The 21,742-nt window shown below is 71.7% G+C and carries 18 protein-coding genes; 4 read left to right on the top strand and 14 right to left on the bottom strand.

Annotation, left to right across the window (positions count from 1 at the left end; all coding sequences use genetic code 11):
* Positions 1–126: 126 nt before the first annotated feature.
* A complete protein-coding gene (locus tag ACIREI_RS41390; RefSeq protein WP_403344860.1) occupies positions 127–513 on the top strand; it encodes an antibiotic biosynthesis monooxygenase family protein in 387 nt (128 codons plus the stop codon).
* A gap of 507 nt (positions 514–1,020) precedes the next feature.
* Here the strand turns inward: ACIREI_RS41390 and ACIREI_RS41385 are convergent.
* Complete coding sequence (locus ACIREI_RS41385) at positions 1,021–2,442, bottom strand: NAD(P)H-quinone dehydrogenase (RefSeq protein ID WP_403344857.1); 1,422 nt, start codon at positions 2,440–2,442, stop codon at positions 1,021–1,023.
* A 340-nt stretch (positions 2,443–2,782) separates the two neighbouring features.
* Here ACIREI_RS41385 and ACIREI_RS41380 point away from each other — a divergent pair, with 340 nt between their 5' ends.
* A complete protein-coding gene (locus ACIREI_RS41380) occupies positions 2,783–5,500 on the top strand; it encodes a SpoIIE family protein phosphatase (protein WP_403344854.1) in 2,718 nt (905 codons plus the stop codon).
* 46 nt (positions 5,501–5,546) lie between these two features.
* Here the strand turns inward: ACIREI_RS41380 and ACIREI_RS41375 are convergent, their stop codons facing one another.
* A complete protein-coding gene (locus ACIREI_RS41375; RefSeq protein ID WP_403344971.1) occupies positions 5,547–6,752 on the bottom strand; it encodes a serine hydrolase domain-containing protein in 1,206 nt (401 codons plus the stop codon).
* A gap of 407 nt (positions 6,753–7,159) precedes the next feature.
* On the opposite strand from ACIREI_RS41375, the gene ACIREI_RS41370 reads away from it, so the two are divergent.
* The gene (locus tag ACIREI_RS41370; RefSeq protein WP_403344851.1) at positions 7,160–7,915 is read left to right on the top strand and encodes a response regulator; all 756 of its coding nucleotides are present in this window, start codon (positions 7,160–7,162) and stop codon (positions 7,913–7,915) included.
* A 269-nt stretch (positions 7,916–8,184) separates the two neighbouring features.
* Complete coding sequence (locus ACIREI_RS41365) at positions 8,185–8,847, top strand: phosphatase PAP2 family protein (RefSeq protein WP_403344969.1); 663 nt, start codon at positions 8,185–8,187, stop codon at positions 8,845–8,847.
* 19 nt (positions 8,848–8,866) lie between these two features.
* Here ACIREI_RS41365 and ACIREI_RS41360 read toward each other — a convergent pair whose 3' ends face one another.
* From ACIREI_RS41360 to ACIREI_RS41305, 12 genes are read right to left on the bottom strand one after another with little or no spacing between them, the layout of a single operon-like run.
* On the bottom strand, positions 8,867–10,192 hold the full coding sequence (locus tag ACIREI_RS41360; protein ID WP_403344848.1) for a glutamate-1-semialdehyde 2,1-aminomutase: 1,326 nt from the start codon (positions 10,190–10,192) through the stop codon (positions 8,867–8,869).
* Positions 10,193–10,199: 7 nt separating this feature from the next.
* Complete coding sequence (rfbC, locus tag ACIREI_RS41355; protein ID WP_403344846.1) at positions 10,200–10,751, bottom strand: dTDP-4-dehydrorhamnose 3,5-epimerase; 552 nt, start codon at positions 10,749–10,751, stop codon at positions 10,200–10,202.
* On the bottom strand, positions 10,748–11,950 hold the full coding sequence (locus tag ACIREI_RS41350) for a polysaccharide pyruvyl transferase family protein (protein ID WP_403344844.1): 1,203 nt from the start codon (positions 11,948–11,950) through the stop codon (positions 10,748–10,750). Before ACIREI_RS41350 ends, rfbC begins: the two co-directional genes overlap by 4 nt.
* Positions 11,947–12,894 (bottom strand): glycosyltransferase family 2 protein, encoded by a 948-nt coding sequence (locus ACIREI_RS41345; protein ID WP_403344841.1) that lies wholly within the window; start codon positions 12,892–12,894, stop codon positions 11,947–11,949. The genes ACIREI_RS41350 and ACIREI_RS41345 overlap by 4 nt, the downstream gene beginning before the upstream one ends.
* On the bottom strand, positions 12,891–14,180 hold the full coding sequence (locus ACIREI_RS41340) for a hypothetical protein (protein WP_403344967.1): 1,290 nt from the start codon (positions 14,178–14,180) through the stop codon (positions 12,891–12,893). The genes ACIREI_RS41345 and ACIREI_RS41340 overlap by 4 nt, the downstream gene beginning before the upstream one ends.
* Positions 14,181–14,185: 5 nt before the next feature.
* Complete coding sequence (locus tag ACIREI_RS41335) at positions 14,186–15,496, bottom strand: DUF4910 domain-containing protein (RefSeq protein WP_403344838.1); 1,311 nt, start codon at positions 15,494–15,496, stop codon at positions 14,186–14,188.
* Positions 15,484–16,509 (bottom strand): NAD-dependent epimerase/dehydratase family protein, encoded by a 1,026-nt coding sequence (locus tag ACIREI_RS41330; RefSeq protein ID WP_403344836.1) that lies wholly within the window; start codon positions 16,507–16,509, stop codon positions 15,484–15,486. The genes ACIREI_RS41335 and ACIREI_RS41330 overlap by 13 nt, the downstream gene beginning before the upstream one ends.
* A gap of 3 nt (positions 16,510–16,512) precedes the next feature.
* Positions 16,513–17,160, bottom strand: a complete 648-nt coding sequence (locus tag ACIREI_RS41325) for a PIG-L deacetylase family protein (protein ID WP_403344834.1) — start codon at positions 17,158–17,160, stop codon at positions 16,513–16,515.
* Positions 17,157–17,951: a sugar phosphate nucleotidyltransferase gene (locus tag ACIREI_RS41320; RefSeq protein WP_403344831.1), complete on the bottom strand. Its 795-nt coding sequence runs from the start codon at positions 17,949–17,951 to the stop codon at positions 17,157–17,159. Before ACIREI_RS41320 ends, ACIREI_RS41325 begins: the two co-directional genes overlap by 4 nt.
* A complete protein-coding gene (locus tag ACIREI_RS41315; protein ID WP_403344828.1) occupies positions 17,948–19,198 on the bottom strand; it encodes a class I SAM-dependent methyltransferase in 1,251 nt (416 codons plus the stop codon). The genes ACIREI_RS41320 and ACIREI_RS41315 overlap by 4 nt, the downstream gene beginning before the upstream one ends.
* Complete coding sequence (locus ACIREI_RS41310) at positions 19,199–20,422, bottom strand: glycosyltransferase (RefSeq protein ID WP_403344825.1); 1,224 nt, start codon at positions 20,420–20,422, stop codon at positions 19,199–19,201. It abuts the gene before it with no gap.
* A 2-nt stretch (positions 20,423–20,424) separates the two neighbouring features.
* Positions 20,425–21,741, bottom strand: a complete 1,317-nt coding sequence (locus ACIREI_RS41305; protein WP_403344822.1) for an O-antigen ligase domain-containing protein — start codon at positions 21,739–21,741, stop codon at positions 20,425–20,427.
* Between the last annotated feature and the right edge of the window lies 1 nt (position 21,742).

The raw sequence follows: 21,742 nt of genomic DNA, 5'->3' as shown, positions 1-21,742 counted from the left end.
TCCCACGCTAGGAGCCAGTGGCTTCGACGCGGCCCGAAGTGTCGTGGGGGCCCGGCTTCGTCGACAGACCGCCCGTCGTGCGCCATCGTTTGAGGCGATGCTCGTGTCGTCTGCAGGAGGACCTCCGTGACCGATGCTGCGCCCGCGTCGCTGCCCGCCCCGCCCTACTACGCCGTGGTGTTCACCGCCGTGCGGACCGCCGACGACAACGGCTACGGGGAGACAGACGAACGGTTGATGAAACTCGCCGCCGACCAGCCGGGATTCCTCGGTGTCGATTCCGCTCGCGGCGCGAACGGCCTGGGCATCACGGTGTCGTACTGGAGGGACACGGACTCGATCACCGCTTGGCGGAACCACGCGGAGCACGCCCTGGCCCGTGCACACGGCCGCGAGCACTGGTACGCCTCGTTCTCGCTCCACGTGGCCAAGGTCGAGCGCGCCTACGGGTCCACCCGCCCGGCGGATCCGCAGCCGCCACCACCTGTCGGGCACAAGCCCCGGCAACCGTAAGGACGGAGACGCGACTCCTGCCTCTGGAGCCGGCCCCGCCGCCCGCGCACCGGAGCAGCATCGCGTCCGCCGCACGCCGCCGCGCCGCGGACGCCGGAATCCCCGGGTGGCCGAGTTGCCCTGTCTACGACTGCTGGAGCATGTCCGGCCCGGCCGAACCGAAGGCGCCGACCGCGACAGCACCGCCCGGCCAAGTCACCCGGGGATGCGACGATGGCGCAGTCCGCGCCCGCGCCAAGAGTTCCGGCACAGCGCGCGCCCGCGCCGTCGCTCCTGGTGGATCCGCAGCGGTCAACCACGTGAGTGAACAGGTGCGAGGCGACGACGACTTCGTTTCCTACGGCCGCACGGAGCAAGCCGCTACGGCGTCGACGTCGCCGAATGCCCCAGCGGGCCCCGTCACGTGAGGAGTTGGCCCAGCTCGGTCGGCGCTAACGCTCCTTGGCTTGATGGCAGCTCACGCTGGAAACGCCGGCCGCCCCGCTGCAGCCCGGCGCAAGGGGGCCCTCAAGCGCTGTGCAGTTGCCGTGCGACCTCGGCGATCGACCCCGAAAGGGAGGGGTACACGGTGAAGGCGTTCGCGATCTGTTCGACCGTCAGATTGTTGTCGACCGCGATCGAGATCGGGTGGATCAGTTCCGAGGCGCGCGGCGCCACGACCACACCGCCGACCACGATGCCCGTACCGGGACGGCAGAAGATCTTGACGAAGCCGTCCCGGATGCCCTGCATCTTCGCGCGCGGGTTGCGCAGTAGGGGGAGCTTGACGACCCGGGCGTCGATCTTGCCGGCGTCGACGTCGGCCTGGGTGTAGCCGACGGTGGCGATCTCCGGGTCGGTGAAGACATTCGAGGAGACGGTCTTCAGGTTCAGCGGGGCCACCGCGTCGCCGAGGAAGTGGTACATGGCGATACGTCCCTGCATCGCCGCCACCGACGCGAGAGCGAAGACACCGGTGACGTCACCGGCGGCATACACGCCCGGCGCGGTCGTCCTGGACACCTTGTCGGTCCAGATGTGCCCCGACTCGCGCAGCCTGACCCCGGCCTCCTCCAGGCCCATGCCCTCGGAGTTCGGGATGGCACCCACCGCCATCAGGCAGTGGCTGCCGCTGATCACACGCCCGTCGGCGAGGGTGACCTCCACCCGGTCACCGACCCGCTTGGCGGCCGCGGCACGCGAGCGGGCCATCACGTTCATGCCGCGCCGCCGGAAGACGTCCTCCAGCACGGCGGCGGCGTCCGGGTCCTCACCCGGCAGCACCCGGTCCCGCGACGACACCAGGGTGACCCGCGACCCCAGCGCCTGATAGGCACCGGCGAACTCGGCACCCGTCACACCCGAGCCGACCACGATGAGCTCCTCGGGCAGCTCGGTCAGGTCGTACACCTGCGTCCAGTTCAGGATCCGCTCACCGTCGGGCTGGGCATCGGGCAGCTCACGCGGGTGACCGCCGGTCGCGATCAGCACCGCATCGGCGATGAGGGTCTCCTCGGTGCCGTCCGCGGCCCGCACCACGACCTTGCGCGAGCCGTCCAGGGCCTGCATGCCCTCCAGCCGGCCACGCCCGCGCAGCACCCGCGCACCGGCACGCGTGACGGACGCGGTGATGTCATGCGACTGCGCGAGCGCGAGCCGCTTCACCCGCCGGTTGACCTTGCCCAGATCCACGCCCACGACACGCGCGGGCGTGTCGATGTGCGGCGTGTCGTCGGCGACGATGATCCCCAGCTCCTCGTACGAGGAATCGAAGGTGGTCATCACCTCGGCCGTCGCGATGAGAGTCTTCGACGGCACGCAGTCGGTCAGCACCGACGCCCCGCCCAGACCGTCGCAGTCGACGACGGTCACCTCCGCGCCGAGCTGGGCGGCCACCAGGGCCGCCTCGTATCCGCCGGGTCCGCCACCGATGATCACGATCCGAGCCATGGCCCCCAACCGCCTGCCTTTCTCCGCTTGCCGGGCACCATAACAGCGCGGAACATCACGTCACCAGAGAGAATACGTACCCGCGCATTGTGACGGATGAAAAGATTTCGCATCCGGCGCGCCTTTCGCATACACCGGTGCGCGAGCAGAACGAGCAAAAAGCGCAGAATTATCTTTGCTTTCTGAATGAGCGCAACGGCGTCAGTCGTAGCGGTGCGGTGGAAAGCATGTGTGCAATTGAGCGACCCACCCGCCCGGTTCCCGGACAGCGCCCGCGCGGGTGGGCCCAGGCACAGTCGGCCGGTTGGCCCCGGTGGTGCGGCAGGAGTAAAAAGGTGCCATGGCTGAGATGCCGGGCCGCCACCCGGTTTCGCTGGATGCCCCGGTCCCGGACGGACCCGCGATCCGGCAACGCGGCCGTCTCAGGTCGGTGCTGAACATACACAGCGTGATCGGCCAGATGTTCGTCCTCCAGGTGGCGATCATCCTGCTGCTGGTGGTCGCGGCCGTCGTCCTGCTGGTGCTGACTCTCCAGCGTGAGAGCACCCGTGACGCCAAGGACCGCTCACTCGGCGTCGCGCAGGCCTTCGCCCAGGCCCCGGGAGTCGCCGAGGCCCTGAGGTCACCCGATCCGACAGCGGTGCTGCAGTCCCGGGCCGAGGCGGCCAGGAAGGGCTCCGGCATCGACTTCGTCGTCGTCGTGGACCGGGACGGGATCCGTCGCACGCATCCGAACCCGGAACTCATCGGCCAGGACAACAACGAGGACATGAGCCCCCTGCTGGCCGGTCGGACGACCCAGAGCGAGACGAGCGGCTCCCTCGGTCCTCAGTACCGCGCCTTCGTCCCCGTCCGAGCCGCCGACGGAGAAGTGGTCGGTGCCGTCAGCGCCGGCGTCACCATCGAGAACGTCGACGACCGGGCCGCAGCGCAGCTCCCGGCGCTGCTGGGGGCGGCCGCCGGTGCCATGGCCGTCACCACGGGCGGGGCCGCGCTCCTCAGCCGACGGCTGCTCCGCCAGACCCGTGGCCTCGGCCCGACCGAGATCACCCGCATGTACGAGCACCATGACGCGGTCCTGCACGCGGTGCGGGAAGGCGTGGTCATCGTCGACGCCGGCCGTCGTCTGCTGCTGGCCAACGACGAGGCACACCGGCTGCTCGACATCCCCGCGGACGCGGAGGGACACCGGGTGGACGGGCTCGGTCTGCCCCCGCCCATCGCCGAGCTGCTCGACTCGGGCCGTGCGGCCACCGACGAGGTGATCTTCGCCGGGGGACGGCTGCTGGCCGTGAACCAGCGGCCCCTCGACCGGTACCAGGGCCCTCGGGGGAGTGTCGTGACACTGCGGGACTCCACCGAGCTGCAAACGCTCGCCGGAAGGGCGGAAGCGGCGCGGGTCCGCCTCAAGGTGCTGTACGACGCGAGCGTCCGGATCGGTACCACCCTTGACGTGACCCGGACGGCGGAGGAGCTGGCCGAGGTGGCGGTGGAGCAGTACGCCGACTTCGTCTCCGTCGATCTCGCGGAGCCGGTGCTGTACGGGGACGAGCCCATGGGTGCCGAGACGGAGCTGAGGCGCACGGCCGTACGAGGCATCCGCGACGACCCGCCGTTCTATCCCCTCGGGTCACTGATCGGATTCGTGCGTGCCGCGCCACAGGCCGTGGGGCTCAACCGGGGCAGGGCCGTGCTCGAAACCGACGTGGCCGACGCCTCCGGGCTCTGGGCGCAGGACGCCGAACGGGCCCGGCAGATCGTCGACTACGGCATCCACTCCCTGATCACCGCCCCGCTGTACGCCCGCGGGGTGGTGCTGGGAGTGGCGAACTTCTGGCGGGCACAGCCCTCCGCGCCGTTCGAGGACGACGATCTCGCCCTGGCGGAGGAGCTGGTCGCCCGTGCCGCCGTCTGTATCGACAACGCCCGCCGCTACAGCAGGGAGCACACGACAGCGGTGGCGCTCCAGCGCAGCCTGATGCCCCGTCGGCTGCCCGAGCAGAACGCCGTCGACATCGCCTACCGCTACCTGCCGGTTCAGCACGGCGTGGGCGGTGACTGGTTCGACGTCATCCCCCTGCCCGGGGCCCGGGTCGCGCTCGTGGTGGGCGACGTCGTCGGGCAGGGGCTGCCCGCCGCGGCCGCCATGGGGCGGCTGCGCACCGCCGTGCGCACCTTCTCCTCCCTGGACCTGATGCCCGACGAGCTCCTGGCCCGCCTCGACGAACTGGCCGTGGGCGAGGAGACGCAGGAAGCCGACGACGCGATCGTCGGGGCCACCTGCCTGTACGCCGTCTACGACCCGGTCGCCCACCGCTGTGCCCTGGCCCGCGCCGGGCACCTCCCGCCCGCGCTGGCACTGCCCGACGGCACCGTGCGCTTCCTCGAACTGCCCGCGGGTCCTCCGCTGGGCGTCGGTGGGCTGCCCTTCGAGGCCGCCGAGACGGAGGTGCCGGAGGGCAGCAGGCTGGTGCTTTACACGGACGGTCTGTTCGAGCACCGCGACCGGGAGATCGACGAGTCGCTGGACATCCTGGGCGGCACCTTGCGGGACGTGGACGGGACGCCGGAGGACACCTGCGCAGCCGTGCTCGACGCCCTGCTGCCACAGCGACCGCGCGACGACATCGCGCTGCTGGTGGCCCGTACCCACGTGCTGCCGGCGGATCGGATGGCCCGCTGGGACGTGCCCCGCGACCCCGCGGCGGTGGGCCGGGTGCGCAATGCCGTCGCCGACCAGCTGACCGCTTGGGAGCTGGAGGAACTCGGCTTCGTCACCGAGCTGGTCCTCAGCGAACTGATCACCAACGCCATCCGCTACGCCTCGGGCTCGATCGGGGTCCGGCTCCTCTACGACCGCAAGCTGATCTGCGAGGTCTCCGACGGCAGCAGCACCTCACCCCGCCTGCGGTACGCGGCCACCACGGACGAAGGCGGACGCGGCCTGTTCCTCGTGGCCCAGCTCGCCGACCGCTGGGGCACGCGCTACACGGCGGACGGCAAGGTCATCTGGGCCGAACAGGCGCTGCCCTCCGGGAACGGCATGAGCCTCCTATGACCGCCGGCCAGTCCGCCATCACTCGATCCGGAGCTTCCCGGTCGGGTCATGCCGCCGCCCGGCACCGCTGGGCCAGGGCTCTTCGCAGGGCGCGCAGCAGTGCCTGGGCGCGGGGATCGCTGGTGACGTTGGGCTGCATGGTGTTGGTGACGTAGGCGAAGGAGACGCCCAGCTCGGGGTCCGTGAAGGCGAGGGTGCCGCCGCGGCCGGGGTGTCCGAAGGCGGTGGGGGAGGTCATCGGGGAGGCGGGGCCGTGCAGCATGAAACCCAGTCCGAAACGCGTGCTGCTGAGCAGCACCCGATCGGCCCCGGCCGTGTGCGGGGTGCGTGCCTGCGCCAGCATCCGCCGGGTCACGATGCGCCCCGCGGCCAGGGCGTCGTAGAACCCGGCGAGTCCGCGGGCGGTGGCGACGCCGTTGGAGGCGGGGAGCTCGGCGCCCCACCAGGCGGGGTCGTTCTCATCGGGGGACGGGGTGACGGTGGCGAAGGCACGGCGGGTGAGGGAGCCGGAGTCGGCGTAGGCGGCGGCGATGCCGGCGCGGGGGCGCGTACGCAGCGTCCCACCGGATCCCTGGGCCACCTGCGGTGGTTCGACGGAGGCGATCCGTCCGACCCTGCTGTGCTGCTCTTCGGGCAGGCCTATCCACAGATCCAGGCCGATCAGATCGGTCAGGTCCTCGGCGAGCACCGTGCCGAGGGAGCGGCCGTCCACCCGGCGGACCAGCTCGCCGAGCAGCCAGCTGAAGGTCTGGGCGTGGTAGCCGTGGGCCGTACCGGGCTCCCACAGCGGGCCCTGTGCGGCGACGGCCGCCGGACCGGTGATCTGGTCCCCCACCCGTGCCCTGTCCAGCGCGTGGTCGAGGGCGGCCAGACCGGCCTGGTGGGACAGCAACTGGCGGGGGGTGATCCGCGCCTTGCCCGCGGCCGCGAACTCCGGCCAGTGGTCGGACACGGGGGCGTCCAGGTCGATCAGTCCGCGGTCGGCGAGCAGCAGTACCACCGTGGCCGCCACGCCCTTGGTCGCCGAGCGCAGCACCTGAGCCGTGTCACGGGTCCACGGCCTGCCCTGGCCGGCCGGCGCGTCGGCGTCCGCCGTGCCGCCCCACAGGTCGACCACGAGCTCGCCGTCACGATGGACGGCGACCGCCGCACCCCGGTCGCCGCGCTCGGCGAAGTTGGCCGCGAAGGCGTCCCGCACGGCCTCGTAGCCCTCTGCCGTCGTGCCCTGAACGTGCGGTCCCTCGGCGGTCATGTCGGCCCCGCGTGGCAGCACGGTGATCACTTCCTTGCTCATAGCTCATAAACCATGGATGGCGTCAGGGCTTTTCGCCGGTTCGAGCCAATGGCATCGTCGCTGTTGCTCTTTTGGCCGACTTCCCTCCGCCTGTGCTCATCCGGCACGGTAGAGGCAGGGGGCACGGCGCCACCAGAACGGTAATCATTGAGCTGATTGCGAGCGTAAGAACCTTTGTGCCTTCTCTGCTCGTTTCGCTCACTCCACCACACGTATACGGACGACCGGGATTTCGCGCATATTGCTCCCGGACCCCACTCTTGTTAACGCCGAGTTTCGCCGCCTACGGTCGTCCGGGCCGCCGCACGCCGGATCGGCCCACTGGCGAATGTGGTGGTTCCAGTCCTGACGCCGGGAGGCGGGTGATGATCGACGTGCTGGTGGTGGACGACGACTACCGGGTCGCCGGTATCAACGCGGCCTACGTCACCAAGGTCCCGGGCTTCCGGGTCACGGGACAGGCGCACACGGCCGCGCAGGCGCTGGACATTCTCCAACAGGGCGCGAGCGATCTCGTCCTGCTCGACCACTACCTGCCGGACGAATCCGGTCTGGCGCTGGTGCGGCGGCTGCGGGAGCAGGGGCTGCACACCGACGTGATCATGGTGACGGCGGCGCGGGACATCGCCACCGTCCAGGCGGCGATGCGCCATGGCGCGCTGCAGTACCTGGTCAAGCCGTTCACCTTCGCCGGGCTGCGCATCAAGCTGGAGGGCTACGCCGCACTGCGCCGGGCCCTCGCCGACGGCGGTGAGGCCGAGCAGCACGAAGTCGACCGTATCTTCGGCACGTTCGGCGGTTCGGCCACAGACGCGGCCACCCTGCCGAAGGGCCACTCCACCTTCACCGTCGAACAGGTCAGGGAGGTCCTGCGGGCGTCGGAGGGCCCGCTGCCGGCCCTGGAAATCGCGACGCGGGCCGGACTCAGCCGCCAGACGGCGCAGCGCTATCTGAAGCTGCTGGAGCGGACGGGCCGGGTCCGCATGAGCCTGCGCTACGGCGAGAGAGGCCGCCCCGAGCACTTGTACGCCTGGGTGGTTCCGCAGGGCGAGCAGGTCCGTCGTGACAGTCGTCCGGGGCTGGGGGCACCCGAAGAGGCGCTCAAACCGTCATCACCGTGAAAGCATGACGGCGGCCGCTGTCCCGGGCGTTGACACGCGGGCTGTCCGACGGCGGTTCGCCGCGACGGCATGGGTGGGCAGGGGGGCGAGTGCAGAAGCTGATCTCGATGCTCTTCGCCAGGGTGTCGGACACCACGGGGGGCTCGGTGGCGGGGAGTTGGCGTCGGCAGAAGCCGACGGGCACGTCGACCGGCGTCAGTGGCGTGGATTCGGAACACCATGTACCGCTCACGGCAGAGCACCGCGGTTCGACCGGACGCGGTGGGCGTGTGACCGGCCGGCCGGCGCCCGCGGTGCTGCCCCCGTCGCCGCGCGCGTGGCTCGGGCTCATCGCGGCCCTCGCCACGCTGGTGGTCGTCGTGCTCGGAGTTCTGTACGCCGGCCAGAGCGAGCCCGGCAGAGTGGACCGGTGGATCGTCCAGCCGACGGCGGACAGCGTGCGCCCGCCGTGGCGGTACGTCGCTCTGGCGACGGACTTCCTGGGGGAGCCCGCCGGAGCCGCGCTGCTGGTCGTGGCCGCCGTGACGGGCTGCCTGCTCCTTCGGCGCCCTCGCGCGGCGGTGCTCGTCGTTGCCGGTCCCGGCCTGACCGTGGGGACGACGACGCTGCTCAAACCCCTGGTGGGACGCACCATCCACGGTGACGCCAACCTGTCCTATCCGAGCGGGCACACCGCCTTCCTCACCGCGCTCGCCCTCGCGGTGGCGCTGCTCGCGACCGGCCGGCTCGGTCTCGGCAGGACGGCCGGCACGTCACTCGTACTCTCCGCGGCGCTGGTTGCCGGCGCCGCCATGGGCTGGGCGCAGGTCGCCCTGGGCGCGCACTACCCGACCGACGTCCTCGGCGGCTGGTGCACCGCGCTGGCGGTGACACCGGCGACCGCGTGGCTGGTCGACCGGACGGCTGACGCCGGACGGCGGGAGCGCCTCTGACGGCAGCACGGCACGTACGTCATGCCAAGCGGCGGAACACGGGCTTCACCGGTCGCCCGCCCAGCCAGGGAGTGGGATCGGCGGCGTCCAGTACCTTCCGGTACACCGCGCATGCCTGGGCCACCACCTCGACGGTGTGGTCGATGTCGGCGTCGCTGAGCGCGCCGCTCACCACGAACGACGGGGCCAGCACCCCGCCCGCGAGGAGTTGGCGCAGGAACAGGGTGCGGTACTGCTGCGACGGTTGCCGGTTCTCGTCGAGGGTGGCGAAGACCAGGTTGCTGGCCCGGCCCCGGACGACGAGGTGGTCGCCGACGCCCATGCTCGCCGCGGCGTCGCGGACCCCGGCGGCCAGTCTCTCGCCGAGGGTGTGCAGCCGCGCGGTGACGCCTTCCTCGGCGTAGGCGGCCTGCACGGCCATCGCGGCGGCCAGGGAGTGCGTCTCCGCACCGTGCGTGGTGGACAGCAGGAACACCCGGTCGCCGGAGTGGCGCAGCCCGCCCCGCTCCATCAGCTCGCGGCGCCCGGCCAGCGCGGCGACGGCGAAACCGTTGCCCAACGCCTTGCCGAACGTGGAGAGGTCGGGGACGACGCCGTACAGGCCCTGGGCGCCCGCCTCGGACCAGCGGAAGCCGGTGATCATCTCGTCGAAGATCAGGACGCAGCCGTGCCGGTCGGCCAGTTCGCGCAGGCCGGTGAGGTAGCCGGGCGGCGGCTCGGTGTGGGTGGCGGGTTCGAGGATCAGACAGGCGACCTCGTCCTGGTACCGGGTGAGCAGCTCCTCCGTGGCGGCCAGGTCGCCGTAAGGGAACGCCAAGGTGAGCTCGTTGGTCGCCGCCGGAATGCCGGCGGACATCGGCGTCGTACCGATGAACCAGTCGTCGACGGAGAAGAACGGATGGTCGGCGCAGAGGGCCACCCGCGGGCGTCCGGTGGCGGCGCGGGCGAGGCGTACCGCGGCGGTGGTGGCGTCGGAGCCGTTCTTCGCGAACTTCACCATCTCGGCGGTCGGCACCGTGGCCAGGAAGCGTTCCGCGGCTTCGACCTCCACGATGGACGGGCGCACGAAGTTGCTGCCGCGGTCGAGTTCGCGCCGCACCGCCTCGGTCACGCGCGGGTGGGCGTGGCCGAGGCTGACCGACCGCAGGCCGGAGCCGTACTCGATGTAGCGGTTGCCGTCGATGTCCCAGACGTGGGCACCGCGGCCGTGGCTGATGACCGGGGCCAGGTTCTCGGGGTACTGGTCGTCGCCCTTGGCGTAGGTGTGCGCGCCGCCGGGGATCAGGGCGTGCAGCCGCTCGTTGGCCTGCCGCGACCGGGGCAGTCGGAATTCCTCGGTGTCCACGACGACCTCAACTCTCCCTGTGCTTGAGGACTTCGGCGAGGCTCGGCGCCTCCCGGTCCCGCTGGGACATCAAAGTGACCGGCAGCGGCCAGGGGATGGCGAGCTCCGGGTCGTCGAAGGCGATCGTCACGTCCTCGGCCGGATCGTGCGGGCGGTCGATCCGGTACGAGGTGTCGGCGGTCCCGGTCAGCGCCTGGAAGCCGTGCGCGCATCCCGCCGGGATGTACAGGGTCGCCTGTGTCTCGTCGGACAGCTCGAAGGAGGCCTGGCCCAGATACGTCGGCGAGTCCGGCCGCAGATCCACGACGACGTCGAAGATCCTCCCGTACGAGCAGCGCACGAGCTTGGCCTCGCCGGCGCCGGAGCGCAGGTGCAGGCCCCGCAGCACGCCCCGCATCGAGCGGGACACGCTGTCCTGGACGAAGGCGTGCGGGTCGAGGCCCGCCGAGCGGACCACGTCGGCGTCGAAGGTGCGGCAGAAGAAGCCGCGTTCGTCGGTGTACGGCGTCGGCTCGAAGAGGAACGCGCCCGCGATCGCCGGGACTTCGGTCACTTTCATGCGGTCTCCTGGCGGGGTCGGTGGTTCGCGGGCAGCAGGGTCGCCGTCAACTCGTGGAACTGCTCGGCGAGTTGGCGGTTCGCCGCCTGGTTTCGTTCGGTCAGTGTCTGGCGCAGCTCCGCCGATCGCTTCTCCAGTTCCCGGAACTGTTCGAGCAGCCGGTCGGCATCGACCTCGCGGGCCGGGTGGCAGTAGGCGGCGAGGCCCACCCGGTCCATGAGGGCGTCGCTCTTCGCCGCGTAGCTGAGCGCGAGAGTGGGGGTGCCGACCTTCAGCGCGCAGATCAGGTTGTGATAGCGGGTCGCCACCACTGTGTCGGCGGCCGCCATCTCCCTCATCAGGTCGGCGAGTGAGGCGACTTCGGGTGCGGTGACCAGGGGAGAGTCCACCGCGTCGAGGATCGCGGCCACGACCGGCGCGTCGCAGGCGTCGCCGGTGAGCAGCCGTACCCGCCTGCCGTCCTCGACCAGGGCGCGGACGAACCGTGTCGTCCCGTCCAGGTAGCGCCGGTGGATCTCCTCGGCCCGGGCGCGGTCGTCGTTGCCGCCGTGGAAGTCCATGACGCCTACGCACACCGAGCCCGATGGTGCGCTCCCGCGCGGTGTCGGCAGCGCGAAGGCGAGGTCCGGGTAGACCTTGTCGCGCGCGGTGTTCACGCCCATCGCCCGCAGTGCGTCACGGGACAGGTCGTCGCGGTACGAGCGATACGCGGCGAGCCCGGCCGACCAGCGCACCAGGGCCCGCGTCGGGCGGTGGTGAATCTCGTCCGCGCCGACGCCGACCAGCGCGACCCGGGTGCGCAGCAGCCGGCCACTCGCGCAGAGCAGGAACAGCGAGTACGGGAAGCCCCACGGCCGCAGCGGCAGCGTGGCCTCCAGGACGCCCATGCCCGGTACGATCACCACGTCGTGCCGGCGCACCCAGGCGGCGGTGCGGACGGCGTCGACGAGTTTGCCCATACCCTTCGCCGCGATCGCGCCCGCACGCGACGCGGTCCGGTACTCGCCGCGGTACCAGTGCAGCGGCGTCGCGGGGATCCCGTACCGGGCCGCGACGACCTCGGGTCCGCCGCACAGCGCGTCCACGACCGCCTCCGGGTGCTCGGCGCGGAGGTACCCGAGCACGGCTTCCAGCGACCCGTCGTTGCCGAGGTTGCCGGAGCCGAGCAGGCCGAACACCCCGACGCGGGCAGCGCTCACGCCTGCCTCCCCGCACGGCCGGCGACCAGGGCGTCGACGGAGACAGCGAGCTTGTCCGGGTCGACCGGCGCGCGGTCCTCGACCCGCTCACCGGCGCCCGGCCGGACCCGGCTGGTCATCCACGCGGCCAGGTGCCGGTAGCACGCGCGCCGGTCCGCCGGGGACAGCGGTGCCCGCCGGATCGCCGAGGCGAAGCCCCACACGTACTCGGCGAGCAGCCGGGGCGTCGGGTGCAGCGGACCGGCCCGGCGCGGGTCCAGGTTGACGCACCGGGAGCGCTTGCTCGGGTTCGCCCGCTCGGCGCGCGTGGGGTGGTCGCGGCGGAAGTACAGCAGCTCCGGCACCTGGTGGAAGGGCCCGTGCAGGGTGATCTCGGCGACGAACGTGCGGTCCGCGTGGTGGTAGCTGTCGTGCGGCCTCACCCGGCGCAGCACGTCGGCCCGCATCACGCCGTAGAAGTCGTCGCCACCGGGCTCGAACAGCAGACTGCGGAAGCGCTCCGGCGCGTGCGGCGAGTCGGTGGCGAGCCCGTACGCGTACGGGACCTTCACCTGGCCTTCGCCGTCGATGACCGCCTGGCCGGAGTGGGCGAGGATCACGTCCGGCCGCTCGTCCAGCGCCTCGACGCAGCGCCGCAGCAGGTCCCGGGCGTAGAGGTCGTCGTGCGAGGCCCACTTGAACAGTTCGCCGCGGCATGCGGTGAACACGTAGTTGTGGTTCGGCGCGGCACCGATGTTCCGGGTCAGCCGTATGTACCGGATGCGCGAATCCCGCGCGGCGTACTTGCGGCAGATGTCCTGGGTTCCGTCGGTCGAGGCGTTGTCGGAGATGACCAGCTCGAAGTCCTCGTAGGTCTGGCCGAGCAGGGCGTCGAGCGATTCGGCGAGGTACTCCTCGCCGTTGTACACGGGCAGGCCGATGCTCAGCCGGGGATGGGCGGTCATGAAGTCCTCACTTCGGGGATGGGGATCCGGCGGTGCTCGCGCAGGGCGGAGCGCAACTGCAGCCACCACACGGCCGAGCCGCAGACGGTCGCGGCGGCGACGCCCCAGGCCGAGCCGACCGTGCCGCCCACGGCGGCCCCGCCGAGCCCGCCGATGACGTAACAGGCGGAGGCGATCAGCTGGCTGCGCAGGCTGCGCCGGGCCGCGCCGAGCGCGCGCAGCCCGGCCGCCGCGCCGGTGCCGAGACCGGCGCCCGCGACGCCGAGCGTGACCGGCACGATGAGCTCCGAGGCGGAGCTCCAGACGCCGCCGAGCACGAACTCGCCGCCCCGGTCCGGCACCAGCAGGAGTGCCCCGCCCCAGAGCAGCGCGGCGACGGCCTGCCCGCCTCCCAGCAGCAGGCAGAACGCGCCCAGGCGGTGCGGGGCCCGTCGCAGCACCCGGGCCGCCTCCGCGACGGTGACCAGGGACAGCCCCATCAGCACGGCGAGGAACGGGCCGAGCAGCAGCTCGGCGCCCCGGACCACACCCACCGCGCCGACCCCGACGATCGCGCCGAGCCCGTACGCCCGCAGCTGGCTCGCGCCGCTGTTGCTGACGTTCTCGGCCAGATACCGGTAGCCGAGGTCGCGGTGCTCGCGAAGCCACTCGCGCGCACCGGTCAACCGGGGCCGGATGCCGGTCTGGAAGCAGCCGTACACCGCGGCCACCGCGGCGGACCCGCCCCAGGCGAGCACGAAAGCGGCCACGCTGCCCACCCGGGCCGCCACCACCATGGCCGGGACGAGCACGACGCCCCACACGAGGTCGTTGACGAACGCCTTCCGGCCGGTTCCGGCGGCGAAGAACGAGAACCGCCAGGCGTCCTGCAGCAGCAGCCCCGGCAGGACGACGCCGAGGCAGGCGAACGCGGGCCCCACGTGGCCGCCGAGCCCCAGTCCGACCACCAGACACGCTGCGCCGATGGCGGCACCGGCACCGAGCGCGGTACCCGACGACCGGACCACCGCCGCGCGCCAGGCCGCGTCCGGCACGCCGCTGAAGCGCACCATGAGCGGGTCGGTGGCCAGTCCGCGGGAGACGTTGAGCACCACGCCGTAGGTCACCCAGGCCAGGCTGAACACGCCGAACGCGGTCAGCCCCAGCGAGCGCGCCACATAGATCCCCACCGCGAAGTTGGTCATGCTGGAGGCCGCCTGGTCGGCCAGTCCCCAGGACAGCCGGCCGACGATGCCGCGCCCGGCGGTGGCGGCCGTCGGCCTCGTCTTCTCCCCCTCGGTGGTCATCGGCGTCATGCCTTGATCAGCCCGGCGCCGTGCAGGGCGCCGGCCGCCGCGGCGACGGTGTCGAACGGCAGCCCGGACCGCTCGGCGACGTCCAGCAGACTGTGCTCGCCGTCGGAGAGACTGAGCACCCAGAGCATGGCCATCTGGGCCTGCTTGGTGTCGCTGCGGCCGCCGAGCGCGTCGTACAACCCACGTCGGCCCAGCTGGGGTTCGCCGTAGGGGCTGAGGTTGAGGTACCGCCGGTTGCGGTCGAGGACGGCGAACGCCTCGCGGCAGACCGCCAGGGTGTCCGCCATCGCCTCCGGGGAGACGAAGTCCAGGTTGTCCGCAGAGGTGTGGTACTCGGGATAGCCCGCGTACGGGGTCCGGCTGAGCGAGCCCACGCCGAGGTTGAACCCGGGTGAGCAGAACTGCCGTTCGTCGTAGCCGTACGGTGTGAACTCGGCGACGCGGTGCGGGCGTTCGGAGGCGGCCAGCACATGCCGCATCACCCGGTCGATCTCCGCGTCGCCGCGTCTGCTCTGCTTGTACGTCAGCGAGCCCGGGTCCCCGGCGCAGGCCAGCACCAGCCCGTGCTTGACCCGCTCCACCCGCTCGGCGTTGCGGGCCAGCCAGGTGATCGCCCCGATGGTGCCGGGCGCGAACAGGAACCGGTAGGTGTAGTACGGCGTCCGCTCCGCCAGTACCCGGGCCAGGAACGTCGCCACCGCGATGCCGGCCAGGTTGTCATTGGCCAGCGACGGGTGGCAGACGTGGCAGGAGACGATCACCTCGTCGGGGACCTGACCGGGGACCACATGCTCGGCGTAGGTGAGGTGGCCGTCCGCGAGGGTGGAGTCGACGCGCACCTCGTAGTCGCCGTCCGGCAGCGCGTCCAGGGTCTCCTGGGCCAGGCAGAACCCCCATTCCGGCTTGTAGTAGCTGGTGCGGTACGGCACCCAGGACGGGTGGTCCGGCAGGGTGTGCAGGTGTGCGCGCAGCTCGGACAGGGGCATGGTCCTCGACACCGGCACGCTGTAGCCGAGCACGTGCAGGCTGGACTCGGCGAAGTCGACGACCCGCTTGCCGGCGGGGTCGGCGATGTACGCGTCCCGGATGTTCCACTCCTGTGGCACCGTCCAGTCGAGCACCTGCGTCCCGGTCGGCACCTCGTGCGTCCGCAGCGGGATGTACTCGCCGACGATCTCCAGGGTGGCGCGCACACCGTCGCCGGTGATGCTCCGGCAGAGCGGGTACAGCCGCTCGACCAGTGCGTACATCTCTTCGCCGGGCTTGGCCATCGGCTGGTCGCCGGCGGCCGCGGTCACCGGCGCCACCGCAGGGTGTCGTCGACGGTGCCGGCGTCGGACGCCGCGCGCAGCACGGCAAGGCGGGTGAAGCGCTGCTCGAAGTCCTCCCGGGTCAGCCCGTGTTGGCGGTAGGCGTCGGCGAGGTCGAGCGCGCCCTGCTTCACCGTCCACTCGCAGTCGAAGCCGGGCACCGCGGCGCGGAACCGGGAGAAGTCCACCCGGTACGAGCGCGGATCGGCACCGGTCTCCCCGGTGATCACCACCTCGGCGCCGGACACCGCCTCGGCGACCTGCTCGGCGATCTCGGCGACCGTGACGTTGTTGATCTCGCTGCCGATGTTGAACGCCCGGTCGTGCACCGCTTCGCGCGGCGCGGTCAGCGCGGCCGTGAAGGCCCGTGCGATGTCGGCGGCGTGCACCAGCGGGCGCCAGGGGGTGCCGTCGGAGAGCACCAAGACCTCGCCGGACAGGAGCGCGTGGCCCACGAGGTTGTTCAGCACGATGTCGGCGCGCAGCCTGGGGGAGTAGCCGAAGGCGGTGGCGTTGCGCATGTACACGGGGCTGAAGTCGCCGTCGGCCAGGGCGTGCAGGTCGTCCTCCACCCGCACCTTGGACTCCGCGTACGGCGTCACCGGGCGCAATGGGGCGTCCTCGGCGACCAGGTCGTCGCCGCCTGCGGCGCCGTACACCGAGCAGGTCGACGCGTACAGGAAGCGCCGCACTCCGGCGTCGTGGGCCAGCCGGGCGAGCCGTACGGACGCGTGGTGGTTGATGTCGTAGGTGAGTTCCGGCGCCAGCGAGCCCAGCGGGTCGTTGGAGAGCGCGGCCAGGTGGATCACGGCGTCCACCCCGGCCACGTGTTCGGCCGTGACGTCGCGCAGGTCCACCCGGTGCCCCCGCGGGTCCGCGGGCGTCGGGCCCAGGACGCAGTCGGCGAACAGGCCGGCGTCGAGGCCGACGACCTCGTGCCCGGCGGCGGCGAGGACCGGGGCCATCACGGTGCCCAGGTATCCCTGGTGTCCGGTCAGAAGTACGCGCATGGTTCAACCCCCCAGGTTGAGCGTGAGTTTGGTGACGGCGAACGCCTCGGCGTAGCGCTCGTGGCATTCGATGCCGCGGATCCGTGCCAGGCCGAGGAAGGCCTCCCGGTCGTACCAGGGCCGGTGCCGCTGCGACGGGTAGTGCTCCTGCAGCAGCCGCACTTTCCGTTCGGCGATCTCCGGCGACAGCGGCTGATACGCCGTCATACGGCCGAGGTCGCCGTCCCACTTGACGATCTCGTAGCCGAGCACGAGGTGGTCGCGGAAGGCGGTGGGGATCAGCTGCGCCAGGCCGCGGTGATCCTGGTGCGCGTCATCGGTGCGCGGGGCCAGGACCAGATCCGGGTCGGTCTGCGCGCGCAGTTCCTCGACCGCTGCCTTGGCCTCCTCCCAGTGCGCGGGCAGTTGGCCGTCCGGCAGCTTGTGCACGGTCAGCCGTAGGTCGGCGTCCGGGCAGAAGGCGGCGAGCGCGGCCTGCTCCTCCTGCTCCCGCTCGCTGCCGCCGCCGGAGAGCACCAGCGCGTCGACACGGATACCCGGCCGTGCGTGGCACAGCGCCAGCAGTGTGCCTCCGGCGCCGATGGCGATGTCGTCGCAGTGCGCGCCCACCGCGACGACCCGGTCCGGGTGCCCCGCCCCGAGCCGGATCACGCGCTCACCCCGGCGCCGTCCCGCTCCCACACGGCCCACGGGCGGTCGCCCCGGGCGTAGGCGGCGTCGAGCGCGGCCCGCTCCTTCACGGTGTCGGTCGGCTTCCAGAAACCGCGGTGCCGGTGCGCCACCAACCGGCCGTTCTTGGCCAGTTGGGCGCATCCGTCGGCGACCAGGTCCCCGCCCTCCGGTATGTGGTCGAAGACCTCCTGACGGAGCACGAAATAGCCGCCGTTCTCCCACAGCGGCAGTTCGCTGACCGCGGTGATGCCCCCCACGAGGCCGTCCTCGCCCAACTCCACGCAGTGGAACGACGACTGCGGCGGCACCACCATCATCGACGCCCCGGCGTCGCGCCGGGCGAACCGGTCGATCATCTCCGGCAGCGGCGCGTCGGTGAGGACGTCGGCGTAGTTGGCGAGGAACATCTCGTCGCCGTCCAGGTGGTGGCGCACCCGGCGCAGCCGTTCCCCGATCGGTGACTCGACGCCCGTCTGCGCGAACGTGATCGTCCAGTCCGAGATGTCGGTGGACAGCAGCTCGGTCCGCCCGCCGCGCAGCACGAAGTCGTTGGACGTCGTCTCCTCGTAGTTGAGGAAGAAGTCCTTGATGTGGTGCGCCCCGTACCCGAGGCACAGGATGAACTCCGTGTGCCCGAAGTGCGCGTAGTAGCGCATGACGTGCCAGATCAGCGGTCTCGGGCCGACCATCGCCATCGGCTTGGGCACGTCGTCGGAGGTTCCGTTGCGCATCCGCATCCCGTAACCGCCGCAGAACAGAACGACCTTCATGCTGTGACCTTTCGGGACGCGACCTCGACGATGCTCAGTTCCGGGACGGGAAAGACCAGCCGGCCGCCCCACTCGTGGACGAAGGACAGCTGCTCGACCAGCTCGGCCCGCAGGTTCCACGGGAGGACGAGGACGTAGTCCGGCTTGTCGGCGGCTATCCGCTCGGGCGCCAGGATCGGGATGCGGGTGCCCGGGGTGAACCTGCCGTGCTTGTAGGGGTTGCGGTCGACCGTGTACGGGAGCAGGTCGGGCCGGATGCCGCAGTGGTTGAGCAGGGTGTTGCCCTTGCCCGGGGCGCCGTAGCCGACGACCGTCTCGCCGCGCTCGGCCGCCTCGATGAGGAACTTCAGGAGGTCCCGGCGCACCTTGGCCACCCGGGCGGAGAACTCGGTGTACCCGGACAACTCCTGCAGCCCGGCGGCCTTCTCCCGGTCCAGTACGTCGGCCACCCGCCGCGTCGGCTCTCCCGCCACCTCGCTCGGCCGGGCCCACAGCCGGATGGAGCCGCCGTGCGTGGGCAGCAACTCGACGTCCACGAGCGACAGTCCGCCGCTCGCAAGGGCCCGGGCCGCGGAGGCGACCGTGTAGTACTGGAAGTGCTCGTGGTAGATCGTGTCGTACTGGTTCTCCTCGATCAGGGTCAGCAGGTGCTGCACCTCGATGGAGACCCAGCCGTCGTCGGCGACCAGGGCGCGCAGCCCCTGGGTGAACCCGACCGCGTCGGGGATGTGCGCGTACACGTTGTTGGCCACGACCAGGTTCGCCGGGCCGTGTTCGGCGCGGACGGCGTCGCCGGTGGCCGGGTCCAGGAACTTCGTGAGCGTGGGCACGCCCGCGTCCCGCGCCGCCGCACCGACGTTCACCGACGGCTCGATGCCGAGGCAGCGGATGTCCCGGGCCACCACGTGCTTGAGCAGGTATCCGTCGTTGCTCGCCACCTCGACCACGAAGGAGTCGGGGCCGAGACCCACCCGCTGTGCGGCGTCGGCGACGAAAGTACGCGCGTGCTCCACCCAGGAGGTCGAGTAGGACGAGAAGTACGCGTACTGCGTGAACGTCTCCTCGGGCGTGATCAGCGGCGGGATCTGCGCCAGCCAGCATTCGGTGCAGACCCGCAGGTGCAGCGGGTACGCCGGTTCCGGCTGGTCCAGTTGGTCCGCGGCGAGAAAGCTCTCGCACGGTGGCGTCGCCCCGAGGTCGACGACGCTCGCCAGCGCCGCCGAGCCGCACAGTCGGCATCGTGTCATCTACTGCCCCCCATTGATTCCGTCCCCCATTGATTCCGACCGACCCGCGATCGCGGTGCGGTACTCCTCCAGCAGGCGCTCCAGCCCGACGGCCGGACTGAAGCCCTGTTCGTAACGGCGCCGGGCCGCCTGGCCCATCTCCCGGTTGCGGTCCGGCTCGGCCGCGATCCGGCGTATGCAGGCCGCGAGCGACACGGGCTCGCCCGGCCGGTGCAGCAGGCCGGTCACGCCGTCCTCGACGAGTTCGACGAAGGCGCCGTGACCGGCGGCGACGACGGGGACCCCGGCCGCCATCGCCTCCACGACGACCAGGCCGAACGCCTCCAGCCACGTCGAGGGCGCCACCACGGCGACCGATCGCGCTACGGCCTTCCGGCACTCCGCCGGATCCAGCAGGCCGACGTAGCGCACGTCGTCGCGGCCCGCCGCCCAGGCGGTCACCTCTCGCTCCAGCGGCCCCGCGCCGGCGATCACGAGCGGCACGCCCACCCCGCCGCTCGCGGCGATCTCGTCCCACGCGGCCATGAGCAGCCGTACGCCCTTGGCCTCCGCGAGCCGGCCGAGATAGAGCACATGCTCGCCGGCGCCTGATCGGCGGTCGTCCGGGTCGGGCACGAAGTTGTGCTTCACCGCCAGCCGCTCGGCCGGCATACCGGCTCGCACCAGGACGTCGCGCTGCGCCGCAGAGATGCAGAAGAACCGCTCCACGCCGGACCACCACCGGCGCCGGTTGCCCGCCAGGCTGACCGCGAGCGGCACCGTCGCCAGGCGGGAGCCGCGGTAGCAGCCGTGCCGGACGGAGGGCAGCGGCACCGCCGACCCGACACACTCGGTGCACGGCCGGCCGTCCCGCTGCAGCGTGCCGGGCGGGCAGACCTGGGTGTAGTTGTGCAGCGTGGCGACGGCGGGCACACCGGCGTCGGCGCAGGCGGCGAGGACCGCGGGCGACAGGAGCGGGAAGACGTTGTGGACGTGGACGATGTCCGGCCGCTCGGTGCGCAGCCGCGCCGCGAGTTCCTTGCGGACCCCCGGGTTCCACGGCACGAGGAGCGGCACCGCGACCTTGCCGAGCAGGGACCGGGCGGCGATGTCGTCGCTGCGCCGCTCGAACACCTCGACCCGGTGGCCGGCCGAGCGCAGCAGCTCGACCTCCTGATCGACGACCTTGTTCTCCCCGCTCGGCTGCGCCGAGGCGTAGCGGTTGTGCACCACGAGAACATGCATGCTCAGGTCACCTCCCGATCCCGGGCCCAGCGCGGGATACGTCGTCCGGGAACTGCGGGCGTCGAGAGGGGAGTGGCCGCGACAGGGGTCGCCAACAGGGAGGCGGCCAGGGCCAGATGCAGCAGATACGGCGAGGCGTCGCCGAGGCCCGCCTCGGTGTACGAGGCGATCGCGCAGTAGCTGATCAGGAAGATCGCGCAGGCCCGCTGCAGCGACGGTGGCCGCAGCAACGCGACGCCGCCCAGCACGATGATGACCGCCGCCACCAAGGCGACGCCGAACAGACCCTGTTCCTGGTAGACGGCCAGCCAGCTGTTGTCGATCGGCAGCCCGCCGAACGACTTGTCGCCCAGGCCCGCGCCGAACCACTTCTCCGAGGTCGACCGGGGCGCGGCCAGCAGGGCGTCCCAGACCTTGGCGCGACCGGTGAGGTTGGAGAAGTTCTCCTTGCTCTGCCCGCGCAGGAACCACGCCTGCAGCGCGGAGGCGAACCCCACCGCGGCCACGGCGGCGCACAGCACCGCCCAGGTGAAGAACCGGCGGGCCGCGGCGCTGGTCAGGATGAGCGAGCCGATCGCCAAGGTCAGCCCGATGAACAGGCCGAGCGTGGCCGTCCGGGTATGGGTCAGCGCGAGCAGGACGAGCGACGGCACGATGACCATCGCCGCACTGGCCCGGTCGGTCCGGCGGCCCAGTGCGAGCAGCACGGTGAGCCCGGTGATCACCGCGGCGTACTGTCCGATCTGCGGCGGGGTGAGCGGCCACAACGCGCCGACCAGGCGCCCGCCGTAGAGTTCGGGCAGGGCCGCGCCCGGTGAGATGGCCAGACCGGCGGCGACCGAGCCGAGCACCGCGAAGTACATCCGGATGTGGTGCCGGACGAACGTCAGGCCGCCGTTCCACCAGCGGCTGAGCAGCCACAGCGTGCCGATGAAGAGAGCCAGGCGGGCGCAGCGGAACAGCGCGCCGAACCCGGACTCCAGGTTCACGCTGGAGATCACGCTCGGCACCAGCAGCAGGGTCAGCAGGAACACGTAGGCGCTGGGTCGGACGCGCAGTCGGAGATTGACGGCGAGCGCCAGCGTGAACGCGGCGACCAGCGCGCCCATGGTGATCATCTGGATCAGGGAGCGGGGCAGCGGGACGATGGTCTTCGCCCCGGCGGAGCCGAGCGTGTTGAGGACCAGCAGCCCCCAGACGATCCCGACGATCCTCGGTGTGCCGTCGGGTGTGCTGTCAGGGCGCGGTTCGGCGCCGGGGTGCGTGGCCCCCGTGTCCGGCCCACCGGGCAGCACACCGTGTCGCAGGTCTTCGCCCATC

This window comes from Streptomyces sp. NPDC093591 (genome assembly GCF_044764885.1).
In the GTDB taxonomy this organism is placed as follows: domain Bacteria; phylum Actinomycetota; class Actinomycetes; order Streptomycetales; family Streptomycetaceae; genus Streptomyces.
Note: the sequence above shows the minus strand (reverse complement) of the source record. Positions and strands in the feature narration are given on the sequence as shown.